Below are 18,659 nucleotides of genomic sequence, written 5' to 3'. Positions count from 1 at the left end.
TAACCCTATAGGGGCCGGCAAACCGGCCCCTATAGGGTTAGCGTTTGAGCACCGCTTTCACTGCCGCCACCGACCGCTCCACATCCGCCTCAGTCATCGCCGTGAACATCGGCAATGAAACAATCAAGCGCCCAACCTTTTCCGCCACCGGGAACATGCCTTCCTTGAAACCCTGTGCCCGATAAAGGCTCAGCAGGTGGATCGGTGGGTAGTGATAACCAATGCCCACGCCATGAGCCTGCATCTGTTCCATGAACGTTGCGCGGGCCGGCAGGCCGTCCTGACGCTCCGGCAGCACTAGCTGGAACAGGTGCCAGTTGCTGTTTTCGAAGTCGGCGGGTGGCAGTTGTGCGCCGTACTTCTCTTCAAAGTCACTGCCGAAACACTTGAAGTAGTGCCTCGCCAGGTTCTGGCGGTGGGCGGTGATTTTCTCGATATGGGCAAACTGCCCCAGGCCAATGGCCGCAGCGATATCGGTCATATTGAACTTGCCACCCAGCACATCAACATCCAGGCCGTCGAAGCCGGTACGGGTGACGCCCTGCAGGCGGTATTTTTCTGCCAGGCGTGCCTCTTCGGCGCTATTCAAAACCAGGCAACCACCCTCGGACGAGGTGATGTTCTTGTTGGCCTGGAAGCTGAACGAAACGAAGTCCCCGGTGGCGCCAATGCGTTCGCCATCCCAACTGGAGCCAAGGGCCTGGGCCGCGTCTTCGACGATACGCAGTTTGTACTTGTTGGCCAGCGCGTAAAGCATTGGCATATCCAACGGCAGCCCGGCCAGGTAAACGGGGATGATGGCCTTGGTGCGCGGTGTGATCGCGGCTTCCACCTGGGACAGGTCGATATTGCGGGTGATTGGGTCGATATCGGCGAACACAGGTGTGGCGCCGACTTCCAGAATCACGTTGGCCGTTGCCACCCAGGAAATCGGTGTGGTGATGACTTCATCCCCAGGCCCGATACCGGCGATGCGCAAGGCAATCTCCATGGTGCAGGTGCCCGAGTTGAAGGTGCGAACGTGGCGCCCGCCAAAGTATTCCGACAGCTGCGCCTCGAACGCCTGCACCTTCGGCCCGCTGGTGATCCAGCCCGAACGCAATACATCGCCCACCGCCGAGATGGTGGCTTCATCGATGGTGGGTTTGGAGAACGGCAGAAAGGGCAGTTGGCTCATAACGACGAATGCATCCGTTTCAGGTTGGCGATGAGTACGGGAGGTATCAGTGCCGGCATGGTTGCACGGCTTGACTGAATATAGCCTGTCACCTGTGAATGAATCGTCATGTTACGGGCAAAAAAAATGCCGCTTCAAAAGCGGCATTCTTCAGAGTGCGGAAATCACTCGGTGACGGCGTTTTTCGCGAGGATAGCGTTAGCCAGCTCCATATCCGTGGCCTGCAGGCCAGGATTGTCGGCGCGGACTTTCTGCATGGCGGCTTCCAGGTATGGGCCACGGATGCCGCCGTCGCTGGCAACAAAGCTGCCTGCGTCGTCTTGTGCGGCAACGACCAGCTTGTGGTCCTTGAAGGTCAGGTACGTCGAGCCGGTGGTGGCGCCCGACGAGATGACATTGCGCCAGAAACTGTCGGCCATGGCTGAACCGACAGGAAGGGAAAGCACAGCAAGGGTAGCGACAGCATATTTGAGACGCATGATGGGTGACTCCGGGTGGGTGATCTGTACCGTTTGATTGTAGTTAGCCCAACCGAGTTCCATCACTGACTAAACAGTTTCTACCTTCAAAATCACGCCATCCAGGCCAACCACCCGTACTTGAGCGCCTACAGGGCTGTCAGGACCGGTCACCATCCATACGCCATCACCGACTTTTACCTTACCCCGACCGCCCGCGATCGCCTGGTGCACTACAAATGTGCGGCCGATCAGCTCCGAGCCGCGCTCGTTGAGCCCCGGTTGGTCACTGGCCTTTGCGCTGCTTCGCTGGCGTTTCCACCAGTAGACCGCTGTCAATATCGACAACACGGCGAACAGCAGCAGTTGCCATTCCGGTCCCAGGGGCGGCACCAGGAACTTGATAACGCCTACGGCTGCTGCTGCGATACCCATCCATAGCAGGTAACCACCGGCGCCGAACACTTCAAGAATCAACAGCACTGTACCCAGCGCCAGCCAATCCCAGAATGAAAGATGCTGCAGGAAATCCCACATGGCGACGGCCTCAACCTTTCTTGTTATCGAACGTTGCCTTGACGATCTCGCCGATGCCGCCCACCGCACCGATCACCTGGCTGGCTTCAAGCGGCATCAGGATGACCTTGCTGTTGTTGGCCGAGGCAAGTTTGCCCAAGGCGTCGATGTATTTTTGCGCAACGAAGTAGTTGATGGCCTGCACGTTACCGGTGGCGATGGCCTCGGAGACCACCTGGGTTGCACGGGCTTCAGCCTCTGCTTGACGCTCACGGGCTTCAGACTCAAGGAATGCGGCTTGGCGTCCACCTTCAGCTTCAAGAATCTGTGCCTGCTTCTTGCCTTCGGCAGTTAGGATTGCCGATGCTCGCAGGCCTTCGGCCTCAAGGATTTGCGCACGCTTGATCCGCTCGGCTTTCATCTGGCCGGACATGGCGGCCATCAGGTCGGCGGGCGGGCTGATGTCTTTGATCTCGATACGGGTGATCTTGATGCCCCACGGAGCGGTGGCTTCATCCACGGTGCGCAGCAGTTTTTCGTTGATGCCGTCACGCTGGCTGAGCATGGCATCCAGCTCCATGGAGCCGAGCACGGTGCGGATATTGGTTTGCAGCAAATTGCGGATGGCGTGTTCGAGGTTGTTGACCTCGTAGGCGGCCTGGGCGGTATTGACCACCTGGAAAAAACACACGGCGTCGATCTGTACGGTGGCGTTGTCGGCGGTGATGACTTCCTGGGGTGGAATATCCAGCACGCTCTCCATCACGTTGATCTTGCGACCGATGCGATCCATGACCGGGATGATGATGTTCAGGCCAGGCTTGAGGGTGTTGGTATAACGGCCGAAACGCTCGACGGTCCACTGGTAGCCTTGAGGCACCACCTTGAAGCCCATGAATAATATGGCGGCGGCCAAGCCCACGAAAAGAAGCAGTACGGTTCCGATCTGCATAGCGATTCCCTATCTGATGGTGTCAGTTAAACGACGGTTGGCCGAGTGTAACGGTGTTGTCACAGATAAGAACGATTTCAGCGCGCCGTAACCAAAGGATTTGTTACCGAATCCCCAGGCGTTACTCGCAACACTTCGGCCATCGTGGTCAGCCCAGCTTGCGCCTTCCTCAATCCGGCCATGCGCAGGCTGCACATGCCTTGCGCAATAGCTGCCTGGCGTAAGGTCTGCACGTCGGCGCCCGGAGTGATCAGTGCTTTGATCGACTCATTCAACACCATGATTTCGTAGACCCCTGCGCGTCCCCGGTACCCGCTGTTCCGACATTCCGCACATCCGACGGCCTCGTGGACATCGCCCGTCGAGCGCTTGCAATGGGGGCACAGCACTCGTACCAAGCGTTGCGCCATAACACCCAACAAGGTGGCCTTGATCAAATAATGAGCGATGCCCAGTTCCTGCAAGCGGCTAATGGCGCTGGGCGCATCGTTGGTGTGCAGCGTCGAGAGGACCAAGTGCCCGGTCAGTGCGGCCTGGATAGCCATTTCTGCGGTTTCCTGGTCGCGAATCTCGCCGATCATGATGATGTCCGGGTCTTGGCGCAGCAGAGCGCGGATGCCGCTGGCGAAGGTCAGGTCGATGTTGTGCTGCACCTGCATCTGGTTAAAGGCCGGCTCGACCATCTCGATCGGATCTTCCACTGTGCACAGGTTGACCTCCCGGGTCGCCAGTTGCTTGAGCGTGGTGTAAAGAGTGCTGGTCTTGCCTGAGCCGGTAGGACCGGTGACGAGGATGATGCCGTTGGTCTGGCGCGTCATCGCGTGCCAGCGGTGCTGGTCCTCGGTGGATAAACCCAGCTGGTCAAAATCCTTGAGCAGCACCTGAGGGTCGAAAATCCGCATCACCAGTTTCTCTCCGAAGGCTGTGGGCAAGGTCGACAGGCGCAACTCAACTTCTGCGCCCGTCGGGCTTTTGGTCTTGACCCGGCCATCCTGGGGCTTGCGCTTTTCTGCCACGTTCATCCGCCCCAGGCTTTTCAGGCGGCTGACCACCGCCATCGTCACCTGGGGTGGAAATTGATAGACGTCGTGCAGCAGCCCATCAATGCGAAAACGTACCCGGCCCTGCTCACTGCCAGGCTCGATATGAATATCGCTGGCCCGCTGTGCGAAGGCGTACTGCAACAGCCAGTCGACGATATTAACGATATGTGCGTCATTGGCGTCCGGCTCCTGGTCGCTGGCGCCAAGGTTCAGCAACTCGAAGTTACCCGGCACCGCGACCTTTTGATCGGCCCCGCTGACGGACTTCGCCAGCCGGTAAAACTCGCTGATACACCGCTGGATGTCCTGAGGGTTTGCAACCACTCGCTTGATCGAACGCTTGAGTACTTGCGCCAGTCCGGATTCCCAACTGCTGACGTGGGGCTGGGCGCTGGCGACGGTAACGGTATGCGCATCCACGGCCACGGCAAGAATGGCGTGGCGCTGGGCGAACGCGTGGGACATCAGTGGCACCACTGTTGCGACATCTATCTTCAACGGGTCGATACGCAGATAAGGTTGCCGGACACGCTGGGCAAGCCATTGGGTCAGGGTTTCCAGGGAAGGCCCATGGGCGGCGATGCGCTCCAACGGGTGTTGAGCGTTGTCGGGGTGCGCCGCTGATAACCGCTGCGCGGCGTCGGGAGTGATCAAACCTTCCTCCACCAAGGCCGGCAGCAACGCATGCAGTTCCAATCGCTGATCAACAGACATGAAGGTGTTCCTGGGTAGCCTTGGACGAAATTTCAGGCTAGCCAGCTCCCGAGTTTCATCCTCCCAGTGTGTGTTGCAGGTCTTTACTGAGCGGCTGCAACCACCGCTATAGGCCCCACGGAATCAGCTGACCACATGTCCAGCGCGCACACGCTGATCAGGTTTCGAATCTTTTCACCGATGACTTGGGCCCGATGCCAGCTCAGGCCATCGATCACGATATCGATGTTCAGCAGGTCGTCTTCCCGATTCACGGCGACGTGCCGAGGCGTCAGAAACTGCAACGCAAAATAGTTGAGTACTCGGCACAACACATCGGGCTCCGCCTCGGCGACGATCTGGTAGTGCGCCTGGCAATGGGCGCTGGTGACAGCCCACGCATCGGCGCGCGCAGCAGGTTGGATGGTTTCGACGGCGTGCATGCTGACTCTCCAGATTCGATGGAAGGAATTTTTACATTCGCCAGCGGAGATTTCTTATCTAAGATGGGCATGTTTTGCTAAAAATCGAATAGATCAATTCAAGTTCGATTCAATAATAGGTATTTCTATGCATAGCGAGTTAGACGCTTACGACCGTCGCATCCTGGCCCTGTTGCAGGAGGACGCTTCGCTTTCCAGTGCACAGATTGCCGAACAGGTGGGCTTGTCCCAGTCGCCATGCTGGCGACGAATCCAGCGGCTGAAGGAGGAAGGTGTGATCCGCGGGCAGGTGACGTTGTTGGATCGCAAGAAGATCGGCCTCAACACGCAGATTTTTGCCGAGGTCAAACTCAACGCCCACGGCCGATCCAACTTCACTGAGTTCACCGATGCGATTCGCGGCTTTCCGGAAGTGTTGGAGTGCTATGTGCTAATGGGGGCGGTGGATTTTCTGCTGCGCATCGTGACGTCGGACATCGAGGCGTACGAGCGGTTTTTCTTTGAGAAATTGTCGATGGTGCCGGGGATTCAGGAGGTGAATTCGATTGTGGCGTTGTCGGAAATCAAGTCCACCACTTCCCTGCCAGTCTAGCGCTGACAGCGGGGGCTTCATCGGGGGCAAGTCCCCCCCCACAGTTGAAACGCGTCCAAATGTGGGAGGGGATTGCCCCCCGATGGTGGTATTACAGACGCAGAAGAGTCTTCCAGGCACGGTTCTGATACACCGCAATCGCCTGATGCATACGCGCATCCAGCGATTCATCAGTGATCGGCTGGTTGGCCAATTGCGCCAACTTGTTCAGTTCGCCGTACAAACGGTCCAGCTCAGGAATATCCACCACGTTACGCGCATGGTGCAGCCAGGCCTGGATGCGTTCGATACGCGGCAGTTGCTCGGCCAGGTCTTCCGGTTGTTGCTGGTAGCGCGGCAGTTGCAGGGCGACGGCATCTTCTGCCAACAGGCGTGGCAGCCAGTTGGTGATTTGCGCAGCGCCCTGACGGTTGCCACGCACGTTGCGGTCGGCGGTCCAAGTGCGGGCGAGCAGCCATCGCGACAGGTTCAGTGAGAACAGGCCCCAGCGCACGTCTTCCAACTCTTCGACGAATTGCTCCGGTGCGGCTTTGCGGATGTCTTCATCGTCGTCACCGGCTTGTACCAGTGGGCGCCAATCTTCCAGCAAGGCATCGAGTACGCTGCGCAGTTCGCTGGTGGATTGACGCGGTGCGGCCTGGCCGAGGCTGCCGATCAGGGCGCGCAATTCGCCGAGGTTGTCGACCCAGTCTTGCAGCAGGCGCCAGTGGCCATTGAAGCGATATTGTTCGGCCAGGCGTTGGCTGCTGCCCAACAGGTGCCACATGATCGCGGCAAAGGCGTCGTCCAACGGCATTTCGGCGTGAATCTGCGGCGCCGGCAGGCTCAGGGAGTAGCTGCTGGCGTCGTACAGGCGATAGCCGCGCTCGGCCTTGCTGATATCGCACGGCATCAGGGCAAGCGTCGCGGCCAGTTCAGCGGCCAGCTCCAGCAGGGCCGCTGGTTCGCCTTCGCGCAGTTCCAACTCCAGCTCGCAGATTTCTTCTTTCTGTTTGCCGACCACCACGTGGCCCAAGTCCAGGGCGGCTTCGATCACGACTTTGGCCTTACCGCGGCCCCAGGCGATTTCAGCGCGTTCACGTACGAAGTCGGTGGTGAAGATCGGCTTGAGGGTCTTCTTGTCCAGCTCGGCCAATTGCTCGGGCCAGCATTCGCCGTCGAGTTTCTTCACGTCGAGCTTGGCTTTGGGCAGGTCCCAGTTGTACTCATTGCGTTCCGACAAACCGGCGACGCTTTGGCCACGGGTCTTGAGGGTCTGGATAATGTCGTCACCGTCTTTGCGCAGGCGCAGGGCGACTTTTGCCTGGGCCAGGTCGCGCTCGGGGGTGTCAAAGTACTGGTTCATCAACTCACGGCGTTCCCAGCCACTTTTGTTGCGTTTTTTCAGTAACGGGTGCTCACGCAGCGCGGCGAGTGTTTCGCGGCTGACGCGTAGCTTGATTTCGGTTTCTTTCTGCATGGCCGGAAAATCCAGGATCGGGAGCGCAGCCGGGGAAAAGTGTGGCTGCCAAGGTCGTGCAGTGTACAGGACTGAGCCCGGCAACGTGCCGCAACGGTTTATTGTGTCGTGCAGATGGCTCTATAGTGGGGCTCATCCGGGAAGTTGAGAGACCGCGCATGCCGTTACCGTCCATGAAAGAGCAGTTTGCCGCCTTGATTGCCGCGCCGTCGGTCAGTTGCACCCAAGCGTCTCTCGACCAGACCAACCGGCCCGTGATCGATTTGCTCGCCAGTTGGCTGGGTGATCTGGGTTTTGCCATCGACATCCAGCAAGTCAGCCCCGGCAAGTTCAACCTCTTGGCCAGCTTCGGCAGCGGCCCCGGTGGACTGGTGCTGGCCGGTCATAGCGACACCGTCCCTTATGACGCCGCCCTGTGGAAAACCGACCCGCTCAAGCTGACGGAAGTCGACGGTCGCTGGGTAGGATTGGGCAGTTGCGACATGAAGGGCTTTTTCGCCCTGGCCATCGAAGCCGTGCTGCCGCTGCTGGACCAACCGTTCAAGCAACCGCTACTGATCCTCGCCACCTGCGACGAAGAAAGCTCCATGTCCGGCGCCCGCGCGCTGGCCGAAGCCGGGCGCCCTCTGGGCCGTGCGGCGGTGATCGGCGAGCCCACCGGGCTCAAGCCGATCCGCCTGCACAAGGGCGTGATGATGGAGCGCATCGACATCCTTGGGCGCAGCGGCCATTCGTCGGATCCAAGCCTGGGCCACAGCGCCCTCGAAGCCATGCACGATGCCATCGGCGAGTTGCGTGGCCTGCGCCTGGCCTGGCAGCGCGAGTACCGCAACCCGCAATTCAGCGTACCGCAGCCGACCATGAACTTCGGCTGTATCCACGGCGGCGACAACCCGAACCGCATCTGCGGTCAGTGCTCCCTGGAGTTCGACCTGCGGCCCTTGCCGGGCATGGACCCACAGGTGTTGCGTGCAGCCATCCGGCAGAAGCTCGAACCCTTGGCCGAGCGGCATCAGGTCAAGATCGACTATGCGCCGCTGTTCCCCGAGGTGCCGCCGTTCGAACAATCGGAAGACGCCGAACTGGTGCGGGTTGCGGAACGATTGACCGGTCATCGTGCCGAAGCAGTAGCGTTCGGCACCGAAGCGCCTTATCTTCAGCGCCTTGGTTGTGAAACCCTGGTGCTTGGCCCTGGCGATATCGCCTGCGCCCACCAACCGGGTGAGTACCTCGAAATGTCACGCTTAACGCCTACAGTGCGTCTATTGCGGGAACTGATCGACCATTACTGCCTGAAACCTGCATAAATTAACCCCAGCCTATTCGTACATAGAAGGAGAGCGAGCGTGTCGCCAAGCCTGTTCCGACGATAACCATCAGCCCGCTGTGCGTTTTCACGATTCATCCTTTTTTGGCTGCTTTTTATTACAGGCCCAGGTGTTATGCCCGAATACGTCAATTGGCTTCGTCACGCTTCGCCCTACATCAACGCCCACCGCGACTGCACTTTTGTAGTCATGCTGCCTGGCGACGGTGTGGACCATCCCAACTTCGGCAATATCGTCCACGACCTGGTGCTGCTGCACAGCCTGGGCGTGCGGTTGGTGCTGGTTCATGGCTCGCGCCCACAGATCGAAGCGCGCCTTGAAGCGCGCGGCCTGATCCCGGCTTATCACGAAGGTATGCGTATCACCGACGCGCCGACGCTGGAATGCGTTATCGACGCCGTCGGCCACCTGCGTATCGCTATTGAAGCGCGCTTGTCGATGGACATGGCCTCGTCGCCGATGCAAGGCTCGCGCCTGCGCGTGGCCAGCGGCAATCTCGTGACCGCGCGCCCGATCGGCGTGTTGGAAGGCGTGGACTATCACCACACCGGCGAAGTGCGTCGGGTCGACCGCAAAGGTATTAATCGCCTGCTGGACGAGCGCTCCATCGTGCTGCTGTCGCCATTGGGTTACTCGCCTACCGGTGAAATCTTCAACCTGGCCTGCGAAGACGTCGCCACCCGCGCCGCCATCGACCTGGGAGCCGACAAACTGTTGCTGTTCGGCGCCGACCTCGGCCTGATCGATGAAAATGGCCGGTTGGTGCGCGAACTGCGTCCGCAACAAGTACCGGCTCACCTGCAACGCCTGGGCAGTAGCAACTACCAGGCCGAACTGCTCGATGCAGCGGCCGAGGCTTGCCGGGGCGGGGTAGGGCGCAGCCATATCGTCAGCTACGCCGAAGATGGCGCGCTGCTCACCGAACTGTTTACACGCGATGGCGGCGGCACGCTGGTGGCCCAGGAGCAATTCGAACTGGTGCGCGAAGCGGCGATCGAAGACGTCGGTGGTTTACTTGATCTGATCAGCCCGCTGGAAGAGCAGGGGATCCTGGTACGCCGTTCGCGGGAAGTGCTGGAGCGTGAAATCGAACAGTTCAGCGTGGTCGAGCGCGAAGGCATGATCATCGCCTGTGCGGCGCTTTATCAGATTGCCGATTCGGATGCGGGTGAGCTGGCGTGCCTGGCGGTGAACCCGGAGTATCGCCATGGCGGTCGTGGTGATGAGTTGCTCGAGCGCATCGAAACACGCGCCCGTGCCCAAGGCTTGAAGACCTTGTTCGTCCTCACCACTCGCACCGCGCACTGGTTCCGTGAGCGTGGTTTTGTACCGAGTACTGTGGACCGACTGCCGTCGGCGCGGGCGTCGCTGTACAACTATCAGCGTAATTCGAAGATTTTCGAAAAGGCGCTGTAAACCCGATCTTCAAAGCGCTGGAGACCCAAATGTGGGAGGGGGCTTGCTCCCGATGGCGGTGTATCAGTCAGAGAGATGTCGACTGATACACCGCCATCGGGAGCAAGCCCCCTCCCACGTTTTTTACCGAGTTTAGTCTTTGATGAATTTGTCGGTCACAAAGGCCGAATAGTCCGGTAGCACCGTCTCAACCTTCCCCTGCTCCTTCAAGAATTTCGCTGTCTCCCCAATCGCCTTCGCCGTGCCGCCTTTGAGCAGCGCATCGGTTTGCTGCGCTTGGGCATCCGGGAATGTGGTGCCTGCCAGCAGCTCGGGAATGTCCGCGGCATTAGAGCCTGTCAATTTGGCGATTTTCTGCACCGGCTCCGAGTCCACCGTCCAGCTGTCTTTATGGGCGGCATAATCGGCGAACGAGTCCAGGGTCACCTTGGCAAACTTGGCCACTGCCTCAGGATGTTTCTCCGCAAAATCCTTGCGCGCCACCCAGACTTCAAACGTCGGAGCACCCCACTGGCCCACCTGGGCCGCGTCAGTCAGGGTTTTGCCGGTCTTGCGGATTTCTCCCAGCGCAGGCGACCACACGAAGGCTCCATCGATATCCCCACGTTTCCACGCAGCGGCAATTTCAGCCGGTTGCAGGTTGACCACTTTGACTTGCTTGGTGTCCAGACCCCAGTGCTTCAAGGCGCCGAGCAGGCTGTAATGAGACGTCGAGACAAAGGGCGTCGCGATCGTCTTGCCGATCAAGTCTTCGGGTTTATCGATGCCGCTGCCGTTGCGAACTACCAGGGCTTCAGAACTATTGATCTGCGCCGATACGATGAACGCGACGATGGGTAGATTGCGCGAGGCAGCAGATGCCAGAGGGCTGGACCCGAGGTTGCCGATTTGCACATCGCCGGAGGCGATGGCCGTTACGACTTCCGGACCACTGTTGAAGCGGCGCCAGGCAATCTTCTCGCCAATGGCCTTTTCATAGGCGCCATCGGCCTGTGGGACCTTGCTGGGATCGATGCCGGTTTGGTAGCCGATGGTCAAATCGGCGGCTTGGACAGCAAAAGAAACTATTAGTGACACAAAAACTGTAACAAATTGACGGGAGGATATGCGTTTGGCCATGATGGCGTCGCCTTTTTGATCGTGGGTGACGTATGCAGCAGAGTCGTCACACTAATCGATCTAAAAAAGCGCTAATAAATACCCTTTAGGAATTAGCTTATGGAGCGGGTGGTCTATCCTGACCGGTCCTTTTCATGCAAAGGCTTATTCCCAGATCGTATGAAAAAGAATGAAATAATTCTTTTTGGGTGTATGAAAAACTCATTACCCTGCAGGGACCAAATCAACTGCGATTAGACGAAGGTAGTAGACACACAAGGTTACGATTGACTTGTCAGTCACTATCCGGTGGTAATCGCGCATCTGTGGATCGAGGGCGTCAGACCCGAGACCAAAGAAATACAAAAATTAGAAATGAGAGGAGCGGTACATGAAGAAGTCCACCTTGGCTTTGGCTGTAGCTTTGGGCGCGATCGCCCAGCATGCAGGCGCTGCCGGTTTCATCGAAGACAGCAAGGCCACACTGGGTCTGCGTAACTTCTACATCAACACTGATAACCGTGACGACGCTACCAAAGCAGCCGGCGCGCAGAACAAGTCGGAAGAGTGGGGCCAGGCTTTCGACCTGCGCTTCATCTCCGGTTACACCCAAGGCACCGTAGGCTTTGGTCTTGACGCTATCGGCCTGCTGGGCGTGCGTCTGGATTCGGGCGGCGGCACCAACGGCGCCACTGCTCCGTCGACTGGCAACGCTGGCTCTTACGGCGGCACGGTTTTCCCGAGCAAGTCCAATGGCGAAGCCGTTGATAACTACTCCAGCCTGGGCCTGACTGCCAAAGCCAAGATCTCTCAGACCGAATTGAAGCTGGGCACGCTGCAGCCAAAGCTGCCGGTTCTGGTGACCAACGATGGTCGTCTGCTGCCGCAAACCTTCCAGGGTGGCCAGATTACTACCAACGATATCAAGGACTTCACGCTGGTAGCGGGTCAGATCGAAAAGGCCAAGGGTCGTAACTCCAGCAACGTTGAAAACCTGTCCATCGCAGGTGCCAACGGTCGTACTGCTGCGGGTCGCGACAGCAACAAGTTCATCTATGCCGGTGGCGACTACAAGATCACCAAAGACCTGACTGCCCAGTACTACTACGGCAATCTGGACCAGTTCTACAAGCAACACTTCCTGGGCCTGCTGCACAACTGGGCTATCGGTCCTGGCGTGTTGAAAACCGACTTGCGCTACTTCAATAGCCGCTCTGACGGTAACAACAGCAACGACGCCAACTACTTCACCAGCGGTGACTACGGTACTAACGCCGCCGGCGCTAATATCGTCAAAGGTAAAGTCGACAACAACCTGTACAGCGGCTTGTTTCTGTACACCGTTGAAGGTCACACCTTCGGTGGCGGTTACCAGGCCAGCAACGGCAACAGTGACTTCCCGTTCCTGAACCAGGGCGACGGTGCTTCTGCTTATCTGACCACTGACTCGCAGATTGCCAAGTTTGCCCGTGCTGGCGAACGTACCTGGCAAGCTCGCTACGCGTATGACTTCGCCAAGATTGGCGTACCTGGCTTGACCGCTGGTGTGGTTTACCTGCGTGGCGACAATATCGATACCCGTGGCCGAGTGGGTGTTGCTCAGGTCCAGACAAACTCCAACGGCGCGAGCGAGTGGGAACGTGACATCACTGTTGCCTACGTCGTGCCACAAGGTCCGCTGAAGAACGTTGGCGTAGCCTGGAAAAACGCCATGTGGCGCAACGACATTGCCGGCCAGCGCGATCAGGACGAAAACCGCCTGATCGTCAGCTACTCGCTGCCACTGTTCTAGTAGCTTGAAGCTGTTGTAAGACTGTAAAAACCTTGCCCGGCGCAACGCCGGGCAAGGTGTCTTGCTTTTCAAGTCGGGCTCAACCCCCGCAAGCCCTTCCTGAACCCCTCTTTGTACAGCGTCTCAAGGCCTTCTCGAACCTTGGAAGCGATGGTGCCCTTCACCGTTTCCGGCGTCCAATGAACACATTTTTAATATTCCTTTATCGTCTAGATAAATCGATATTTATTCTTTTTAAATAATCTCTAATCCATGCACAGTGGGCTCCATAAGCACTCACCAGGAGCCACACCATGAGCCTAAGACTGGGCGATATCGCCCCCGACTTCGAACAGGATTCCAGCGCCGGCAAGATTCGTTTCCACGAATGGTTGGGCGATAGCTGGGGTGTGTTGTTTTCCCATCCGGCGGACTTCACCCCGGTGTGCACCACCGAGCTTGGTTTTACCGCCAAGCTCAAGGATGAATTCGCCCAGCGCGGCGTCAAAGCCATCGCCCTGTCGGTCGACCCGGTGGATTCGCACCACAAGTGGATCGAAGACATCAACGAAACCCAGAACACTATCGTCAACTTCCCGATCCTCGCCGACGCCGACCGCAAGGTTTCGGACCTTTACGACCTGATCCATCCAAACGCCAATGACACCCTCACGGTGCGCTCTCTGTTCGTGATCGACCCGAACAAAAAGATACGCCTGACCATCACTTATCCGGCCAGTACGGGTCGCAACTTCCACGAAATCCTGCGGGTAATCGACTCGCTGCAACTGACCGACAACTACAAAGTCGCCACTCCTGCCAACTGGCAGGACGGTGATGAAGTGGTGATCGTGCCGTCGCTCAAGGATGAGGAAGAGATCAAGAAGCGCTTTCCGAAGGGTTATCGGGCGGTGAAGCCGTATCTGCGGCTTACTCCACAGCCCAATCGTTAGCACATAACTGTGTGGGAGGGGCTTGCCCTCGATTTCGGTGGATCAGCCAATTCGTTGGTCACTGACACACCGTAATCGGGAGCAAGCCACCACATTTTGACTGCATTTCAAGTTGCAAACCGAATCACATAGCAGGGGTTTTCAGGCCGTTTTTACGGCCTTTTTTTTCGCCTGGCGGTTTACGAACTGCATATGCATTTAAGGAATAAACAAATGAAAAAATAAGATTTATAGATATATAAATCTGCTGATAAGGTCTGTCACATATTGGCGCCATCGCCGCACAGCGAACCGCCGGCACTTGCTCAAGGAATTCCTGCATGTTGGTCGTAACACTTGGAGGCAGTCCCAGCCAGCGTTCCCGCTCCGGGGTCTTGCTGGAAAAAACCCGTCAATGGTTGCAAGACAAAGGCGTTGAAGTGGTGAGTTATCAGGTACGGGACTTCCCGGCCGAAGATTTGCTGCACGCGCGCTTCGATAGCCCAAAGGTCATCGACTTGCTGCAACAGGTGGCTAATGCGGATGGCCTGGTAATCGCCACGCCGGTGTACAAGGCTTCGTTCTCGGGTGCGCTGAAAACCGTGCTCGACCTGCTGCCCGAACGCGCCCTAGCCCACAAGATCGTATTGCCGATGGCAACCGGCGGCAGCATCGCCCATATGTTGGCGGTGGACTACGCGCTCAAGCCAGTGTTGTCGGCGTTGAAAGCCCAGGAATTGCTCCACGGCATTTTTGCCGAAGATAGCCAGATTGCTTACGCCGAAGGCAGCGCCCAGGCGCAACTGGTGCCGGTGCTTGAACACCGTTTGCATGAGGCTTTGGAAACGCTCTACAGCGCCATGGCCCGCCGCCCTAAACCGCTGGACCCCCATGTGTTGAATGACCGTTTGTTGACTGCTCGCTGGAGCATCTGAGCCTCACCCTTTAAGAAACACTCACCTTACTCAGCCGCTAACGGCCAAGCAGGTGCAGCCAAAACCCTAATCGCATATTTGGAGAGAGCGCCATGCGCACTGTCATCTTGCGTCGTGGTCTGGTCGCACTGTTTGCTGCGGCTGTGTCCTTCGGCGCCATCGTTCAAGCTCAAGCCGCCGAGACACTGCGGATCGGCTATCAGAAATACGGCACGCTGGTGCTGCTCAAAGCCAAAGGCACCCTGGAAAAGCGCCTGGCCGCCCAGGGCGTGCAGGTGCAATGGACCGAGTTTCCCGGTGGTCCGCAACTGCTTGAAGGCCTGAACGTGGGCTCCATCGACTTCGGCGTGACCGGCGAAACCCCGCCGGTGTTCGCCCAGGCCGCCGGTGCCGATCTTCTCTACGTGGCCTACGAGCCGCCAGCGCCGACCAGTGAAGCGATCCTGGTACCGAAAGACTCGACGATCAAATCGGTGGCCGAGCTCAAGGGCAAAAAAATCGTGCTCAACAAAGGCTCCAACGTGCACTACCTGCTGGTACGTGCCCTGGAAGACGCCGGCCTCAAATACACCGATGTACAAACCGTGTTCCTGCCGCCCGCCGATGCCCGCGCCGCGTTCGAGCGTGGCAGCGTAGACGCCTGGGTGATCTGGGACCCGTACCAAGCTGCCGCCGAGAAACAATTGCAAGCCCGCACCCTGCGTGACGGCACCGGCATCGCCGACAACCATCAGTTCTACCTGGCGACCAAGCCCTACGCCGAGCAGCACCCTGAAGTGGTCAAGGCACTGATTGAAGAAGTGCGCGCCGTGGGCGAGTGGTCCAAGGCCAACCCCCAGGAAGTGACTGAACAAGTCGCCCCACTGCTCGGCCTGCCGGCGGATATCACCCTGACCTCGGTGAAACGCCAAGGCTACGGCGCGCTGTTCCTGACCCCGGAAGTGGTCGCCGCCCAGCAAAAGATCGCCGACAGCTTCTACCAACTCAAATTGATCCCCAAACCCTTGAGCATCAAGGACGTGATCTGGACGCCACCCGCCGCTGTGGCCAAAGCGCCGTAATTCGACTTCTTCAGGAGACAACTCCATGAGCCTCAATATTTTCTGGTTCCTGCCTACCCACGGCGACGGCCATTACCTTGGCACCGCCGAAGGCGCTCGCGCCGTTGATCACGGTTACCTGCAGCAAGTGGCCCAGGCCGCTGACCGCTTGGGATTCGGCGGGGTGCTGATCCCCACTGGTCGCTCCTGCGAAGACTCGTGGCTGGTGGCCGCCTCGCTGATCCCGGTGACCCAGCGTTTGAAATTCCTTGTCGCGTTGCGCCCCGGGATCATTTCCCCGACGGTGGCGGCGCGTCAGGCCGCGACCTTGGATCGACTGTCCGGCGGCCGTGCGTTATTCAACCTGGTGACCGGTGGTGACCCGGAAGAGCTGGCCGGTGATGGCTTGTTCCTCAGTCACGAAGAGCGCTATCAGGCTTCGGTGGAATTCACCCGCATCTGGCGCCGCGTGCTGGAAGGCGAAACCGTGGATTACGACGGCGAGCACATCAGCGTCAAAGGCGCCAAGTTGCTCTACCCGCCGATCCAGCAACCGCGTCCGCCGCTGTACTTTGGCGGTTCCTCCGAAGCGGCCCAGGACCTGGCAGCCGAACAGGTGGAGATGGTGCTGACCTGGGGCGAGCCACCGGCCGCAGTCGCCGAGAAAATCGAACAGGTACGGGCCAAGGCCGCGAAACTCGGGCGCACCGTGCGCTTCGGCATTCGCCTGCATGTGATCGTGCGCGAAACCAACGATGAGGCCTGGAAAGCCGCCGACAAACTGATCTCCCACTTGGACGACGACACCATCGCCCGTGCCCAGGCTTCCTTGGCGCGCTTCGATTCCGTCGGCCAGCAGCGCATGGCTGCCTTGCATGGCGGCAACCGCGACAACCTCGAAGTCAGCCCCAACCTGTGGGCCGGTGTCGGCCTGGTGCGTGGCGGTGCGGGCACCGCGCTGGTGGGCGATGGCCCAACCGTTGCGGCGCGGGTCAAGGAGTACGCTGCGCTTGGCATCGACACCTTTATCTTCTCCGGTTATCCGCACCTGGAAGAGTCGTATCGGGTGGCTGAACTGCTGTTTCCGCACTTGGACATCGAACGTCCCGAACTGCCGAAAAGCGCCGGTTACGTCAGCCCGTTCGGTGAAATGGTCGCCAACGACATCCTTCCCAAAGCTGCGTCACAGAGCTGAGGCGGCGTTATGAACTTTGAAAAATTGAGCCATCGCGTAGCGCCTTGGGTGCTGCCGATTCTATTACTGGCGGTGTGGCAGTTGTCGGTGTCGGCGGGCTGGTTGTCGACGCGCATTCTGCCGGCGCCCAGTGCGGTGATTGAAGCCGGGGTTCACTTGGTGGCCAGCGGCGAAATCTGGACGCACTTGGCCATCAGTGGCTGGCGCGCCGGCCTGGGCTTTGTGATCGGTGGCAGCATCGGCCTGGCGCTGGGCTTTATCACCGGTTTGTCGAAATGGGGCGAGCGCCTGCTGGACAGCTCGGTGCAGATGATCCGCAACGTGCCGCACCTGGCGCTGATTCCGCTGGTGATTCTGTGGTTCGGGATTGACGAGACCGCGAAGATTTTCCTGGTCGCCCTCGGCACGTTGTTCCCGATCTACCTGAACACCTATCACGGCATCCGCAACGTCGACCCGGCGCTGGTGGAAATGTCGCGCAGCTACGGTTTGTCCGGTTTCAGCCTGTTCTGGCAAGTGATCCTGCCGGGTGCGCTGCCCTCGATTTTGGTGGGCGTGCGCTTTGCTCTGGGCTTTATGTGGTTGACGCTGATCGTTGCGGAAACCATCTCCGCCAGCTCGGGCATCGGCTATCTGGCAATGAACGCCCGTGAATTCCTGCAAACCGACGTGGTGGTACTGGCCATCGTGATGTACGCGATCCTCGGCAAACTCGCCGATCTGGCCGCGCGCGGTCTGGAGCGGGTTTGGTTGCGCTGGCATCCGGCGTATCAAGTGAATAAAGGCGGTGCGGCATGACAGCTCAACAACCTCCGCGCCTGCTGAAGGGAATTCCTCTGGCGGTGCGCAAATTGCGCAAATCTTTCGGCGCACGTGAAGTGCTCAAAGAGATTGATCTGCACATTCCGGCTGGCCAGTTTGTGGCCGTGGTCGGCCGCAGCGGTTGCGGCAAAAGTACCTTGCTGCGCCTGCTGGCGGGTCTGGACAAAGCCAGCGGCGGCGAGTTGCTGGCCGGTTCTGCGCCGCTGAGCGAAGCGATTGAAGACACGCGGTTGATGTTCCAGGAAGCACGTTTGCTGCCGTGGAAAAAGATCATCGACAACGTGGGTCTGGGGCTCACCGGCAACTGGCGCCCTAAAGCGCTGGAGGCGTTGGAAGCGGTCGGCCTGGCCGAGCGTGCCAATGAATGGCCGGCGGCTCTGTCGGGTGGCCAGAAGCAACGTGTCGCCCTGGCGCGTGCGCTGATCCACCAACCGCGCCTGCTGCTGCTTGATGAACCGTTGGGGGCTCTGGATGCCCTGACTCGCATCGAGATGCAGCAACTGATCGAAAACCTTTGGCAGAAGCACGGCTTCACTGTGTTGCTGGTGACCCATGACGTCAGCGAAGCGGTGGCGATTGCCGACCGGGTGATCCTGATCGAAGACGGCGAGATCGGCCTCGATCTGATCGTTGATCTTCCACGTCCGCGTGCCCGTGGCTCACACCGCCTGGCCGCACTGGAAGCTGAAGTGCTCAACCGTGTGCTGTCGTTGCCCGGTACACCGCCGGAACCCGAACCTGTTTCACCGCTGCCTACGCAATTGCGTTGGGCTCAATAACTCACTTGTC

General features: G+C 58.9%; 19 protein-coding genes. 10 read left to right on the top strand and 9 right to left on the bottom strand.

Going from position 1 to position 18,659, the window contains the following annotated elements:
• Positions 1-37: 37 nt before the first annotated feature.
• The 6 genes from BW43_RS25465 to BW43_RS25490 form a co-directional block, all read right to left on the bottom strand.
• Positions 38-1,177, bottom strand: a complete 1,140-nt coding sequence (locus BW43_RS25465; RefSeq protein WP_032884274.1) for a DegT/DnrJ/EryC1/StrS aminotransferase family protein — start codon at positions 1,175-1,177, stop codon at positions 38-40.
• Between the two features lie 164 nt (positions 1,178-1,341).
• Positions 1,342-1,656 (bottom strand): DUF2388 domain-containing protein, encoded by a 315-nt coding sequence (locus BW43_RS25470; protein WP_003176799.1) that lies wholly within the window; start codon positions 1,654-1,656, stop codon positions 1,342-1,344.
• 69 nt (positions 1,657-1,725) lie between these two features.
• Positions 1,726-2,172, bottom strand: coding sequence for an NfeD family protein (locus tag BW43_RS25475; protein ID WP_032884272.1), 447 nt, complete (start codon positions 2,170-2,172; stop codon positions 1,726-1,728).
• Between the two features lie 10 nt (positions 2,173-2,182).
• A complete protein-coding gene (locus BW43_RS25480) occupies positions 2,183-3,103 on the bottom strand; it encodes an SPFH domain-containing protein (RefSeq protein WP_032884271.1) in 921 nt (306 codons plus the stop codon).
• A gap of 77 nt (positions 3,104-3,180) precedes the next feature.
• A complete protein-coding gene (locus tag BW43_RS25485; RefSeq protein ID WP_032884270.1) occupies positions 3,181-4,860 on the bottom strand; it encodes a GspE/PulE family protein in 1,680 nt (559 codons plus the stop codon).
• A gap of 83 nt (positions 4,861-4,943) precedes the next feature.
• Positions 4,944-5,282, bottom strand: a complete 339-nt coding sequence (locus BW43_RS25490) for a hypothetical protein (protein WP_032884268.1) — start codon at positions 5,280-5,282, stop codon at positions 4,944-4,946.
• 127 nt (positions 5,283-5,409) lie between these two features.
• Between BW43_RS25490 and BW43_RS25495 the strand changes: the two genes are divergently transcribed.
• Positions 5,410-5,874 carry an Lrp/AsnC family transcriptional regulator gene (locus tag BW43_RS25495; protein WP_032884266.1) on the top strand — a complete coding sequence of 155 codons (465 nt, stop codon included), beginning with the start codon at positions 5,410-5,412 and terminating at the stop codon, positions 5,872-5,874.
• 91 nt (positions 5,875-5,965) lie between these two features.
• Here BW43_RS25495 and BW43_RS25500 read toward each other — a convergent pair whose 3' ends face one another.
• On the bottom strand, positions 5,966-7,333 hold the full coding sequence (locus BW43_RS25500; protein WP_032884264.1) for an inorganic triphosphatase: 1,368 nt from the start codon (positions 7,331-7,333) through the stop codon (positions 5,966-5,968).
• 158 nt (positions 7,334-7,491) lie between these two features.
• Between BW43_RS25500 and argE the strand changes: the two genes are divergently transcribed.
• Entirely contained in the window at positions 7,492-8,640 is a 1,149-nt protein-coding gene (argE, locus tag BW43_RS25505; protein ID WP_032884262.1) for an acetylornithine deacetylase, read from the top strand.
• Positions 8,641-8,775: 135 nt separating this feature from the next.
• Positions 8,776-10,077, top strand: a complete 1,302-nt coding sequence (argA, locus tag BW43_RS25510; protein WP_032884260.1) for an amino-acid N-acetyltransferase — start codon at positions 8,776-8,778, stop codon at positions 10,075-10,077.
• A 132-nt stretch (positions 10,078-10,209) separates the two neighbouring features.
• Here argA and tauA read toward each other — a convergent pair whose 3' ends face one another.
• Positions 10,210-11,196 (bottom strand): taurine ABC transporter substrate-binding protein, encoded by a 987-nt coding sequence (gene tauA / locus BW43_RS25515; protein ID WP_032884258.1) that lies wholly within the window; start codon positions 11,194-11,196, stop codon positions 10,210-10,212.
• Positions 11,197-11,566: 370 nt separating this feature from the next.
• On the opposite strand from tauA, the gene BW43_RS25520 reads away from it, so the two are divergent.
• Together BW43_RS25520 and BW43_RS25525 are read left to right on the top strand one after the other, a co-directional pair.
• Positions 11,567-12,967, top strand: a complete 1,401-nt coding sequence (locus BW43_RS25520; protein WP_032884257.1) for an OprD family porin — start codon at positions 11,567-11,569, stop codon at positions 12,965-12,967.
• A 293-nt stretch (positions 12,968-13,260) separates the two neighbouring features.
• The gene (locus tag BW43_RS25525; protein WP_032884255.1) at positions 13,261-13,899 is read left to right on the top strand and encodes a peroxiredoxin; all 639 of its coding nucleotides are present in this window, start codon (positions 13,261-13,263) and stop codon (positions 13,897-13,899) included.
• Positions 13,900-14,023: 124 nt separating this feature from the next.
• On the opposite strand, the gene BW43_RS28710 is transcribed toward BW43_RS25525, so the two are convergent.
• Positions 14,024-14,221 carry a hypothetical protein gene (locus BW43_RS28710; protein WP_143499368.1) on the bottom strand — a complete coding sequence of 66 codons (198 nt, stop codon included), beginning with the start codon at positions 14,219-14,221 and terminating at the stop codon, positions 14,024-14,026.
• Between BW43_RS28710 and ssuE the strand changes: the two genes are divergently transcribed.
• The 5 genes from ssuE (at position 14,220) to ssuB (ending at position 18,649) form a co-directional block, all read left to right on the top strand.
• On the top strand, positions 14,220-14,813 hold the full coding sequence (gene ssuE, locus BW43_RS25530) for an NADPH-dependent FMN reductase (RefSeq protein WP_032884253.1): 594 nt from the start codon (positions 14,220-14,222) through the stop codon (positions 14,811-14,813). The genes BW43_RS28710 and ssuE overlap by 2 nt on opposite strands.
• Positions 14,814-14,905: 92 nt before the next feature.
• Positions 14,906-15,874: a sulfonate ABC transporter substrate-binding protein gene (locus BW43_RS25535; protein WP_032884251.1), complete on the top strand. Its 969-nt coding sequence runs from the start codon at positions 14,906-14,908 to the stop codon at positions 15,872-15,874.
• Between the two features lie 25 nt (positions 15,875-15,899).
• Positions 15,900-17,048: an FMNH2-dependent alkanesulfonate monooxygenase gene (gene ssuD, locus BW43_RS25540; protein ID WP_003176786.1), complete on the top strand. Its 1,149-nt coding sequence runs from the start codon at positions 15,900-15,902 to the stop codon at positions 17,046-17,048.
• Positions 17,049-17,057: 9 nt separating this feature from the next.
• On the top strand, positions 17,058-17,846 hold the full coding sequence (ssuC, locus tag BW43_RS25545) for an aliphatic sulfonate ABC transporter permease SsuC (protein WP_032884249.1): 789 nt from the start codon (positions 17,058-17,060) through the stop codon (positions 17,844-17,846).
• Positions 17,843-18,649: an aliphatic sulfonates ABC transporter ATP-binding protein gene (gene ssuB / locus BW43_RS25550; protein ID WP_032884247.1), complete on the top strand. Its 807-nt coding sequence runs from the start codon at positions 17,843-17,845 to the stop codon at positions 18,647-18,649. Before ssuC ends, ssuB begins: the two co-directional genes overlap by 4 nt.
• Positions 18,650-18,659: the final 10 nt, after the last annotated feature.

This window comes from Pseudomonas sp. RIT357 (genome assembly GCF_000632245.1).
In the GTDB taxonomy this organism is placed as follows: domain Bacteria; phylum Pseudomonadota; class Gammaproteobacteria; order Pseudomonadales; family Pseudomonadaceae; genus Aquipseudomonas; species Aquipseudomonas sivasensis.
Note: the sequence above shows the minus strand (reverse complement) of the source record. Positions and strands in the feature narration are given on the sequence as shown.

Bases quoted from the DNA above. Each gene is read 5' to 3' on its own strand.
- ssuB (WP_032884247.1), top strand. From the start codon at position 17,843: ATGACAGCTCAACAACCTCCGCGCCTGCTGAAGGGAATTCCTCTGGCG.
- BW43_RS25525 (WP_032884255.1), top strand. From the start codon at position 13,261: ATGAGCCTAAGACTGGGCGATATCGCCCCCGACTTCGAACAGGATTCC.
- BW43_RS25490 (WP_032884268.1), bottom strand. From the start codon at position 5,282: ATGCACGCCGTCGAAACCATCCAACCTGCTGCGCGCGCCGATGCGTGG.
- BW43_RS25485 (WP_032884270.1), bottom strand. From the start codon at position 4,860: ATGTCTGTTGATCAGCGATTGGAACTGCATGCGTTGCTGCCGGCCTTG.
- ssuD (WP_003176786.1), top strand. From the start codon at position 15,900: ATGAGCCTCAATATTTTCTGGTTCCTGCCTACCCACGGCGACGGCCAT.
- BW43_RS25475 (WP_032884272.1), bottom strand. From the start codon at position 2,172: ATGTGGGATTTCCTGCAGCATCTTTCATTCTGGGATTGGCTGGCGCTG.
- BW43_RS25500 (WP_032884264.1), bottom strand. From the start codon at position 7,333: ATGCAGAAAGAAACCGAAATCAAGCTACGCGTCAGCCGCGAAACACTC.
- tauA (WP_032884258.1), bottom strand. From the start codon at position 11,196: ATGGCCAAACGCATATCCTCCCGTCAATTTGTTACAGTTTTTGTGTCA.
- argA (WP_032884260.1), top strand. From the start codon at position 8,776: ATGCCCGAATACGTCAATTGGCTTCGTCACGCTTCGCCCTACATCAAC.
- ssuE (WP_032884253.1), top strand. From the start codon at position 14,220: ATGTTGGTCGTAACACTTGGAGGCAGTCCCAGCCAGCGTTCCCGCTCC.
- BW43_RS25470 (WP_003176799.1), bottom strand. From the start codon at position 1,656: ATGCGTCTCAAATATGCTGTCGCTACCCTTGCTGTGCTTTCCCTTCCT.
- ssuC (WP_032884249.1), top strand. From the start codon at position 17,058: ATGAACTTTGAAAAATTGAGCCATCGCGTAGCGCCTTGGGTGCTGCCG.
- argE (WP_032884262.1), top strand. From the start codon at position 7,492: ATGCCGTTACCGTCCATGAAAGAGCAGTTTGCCGCCTTGATTGCCGCG.
- BW43_RS28710 (WP_143499368.1), bottom strand. From the start codon at position 14,221: ATGCAGGAATTCCTTGAGCAAGTGCCGGCGGTTCGCTGTGCGGCGATG.
- BW43_RS25480 (WP_032884271.1), bottom strand. From the start codon at position 3,103: ATGCAGATCGGAACCGTACTGCTTCTTTTCGTGGGCTTGGCCGCCGCC.
- BW43_RS25535 (WP_032884251.1), top strand. From the start codon at position 14,906: ATGCGCACTGTCATCTTGCGTCGTGGTCTGGTCGCACTGTTTGCTGCG.
- BW43_RS25520 (WP_032884257.1), top strand. From the start codon at position 11,567: ATGAAGAAGTCCACCTTGGCTTTGGCTGTAGCTTTGGGCGCGATCGCC.
- BW43_RS25495 (WP_032884266.1), top strand. From the start codon at position 5,410: ATGCATAGCGAGTTAGACGCTTACGACCGTCGCATCCTGGCCCTGTTG.
- BW43_RS25465 (WP_032884274.1), bottom strand. From the start codon at position 1,177: ATGAGCCAACTGCCCTTTCTGCCGTTCTCCAAACCCACCATCGATGAA.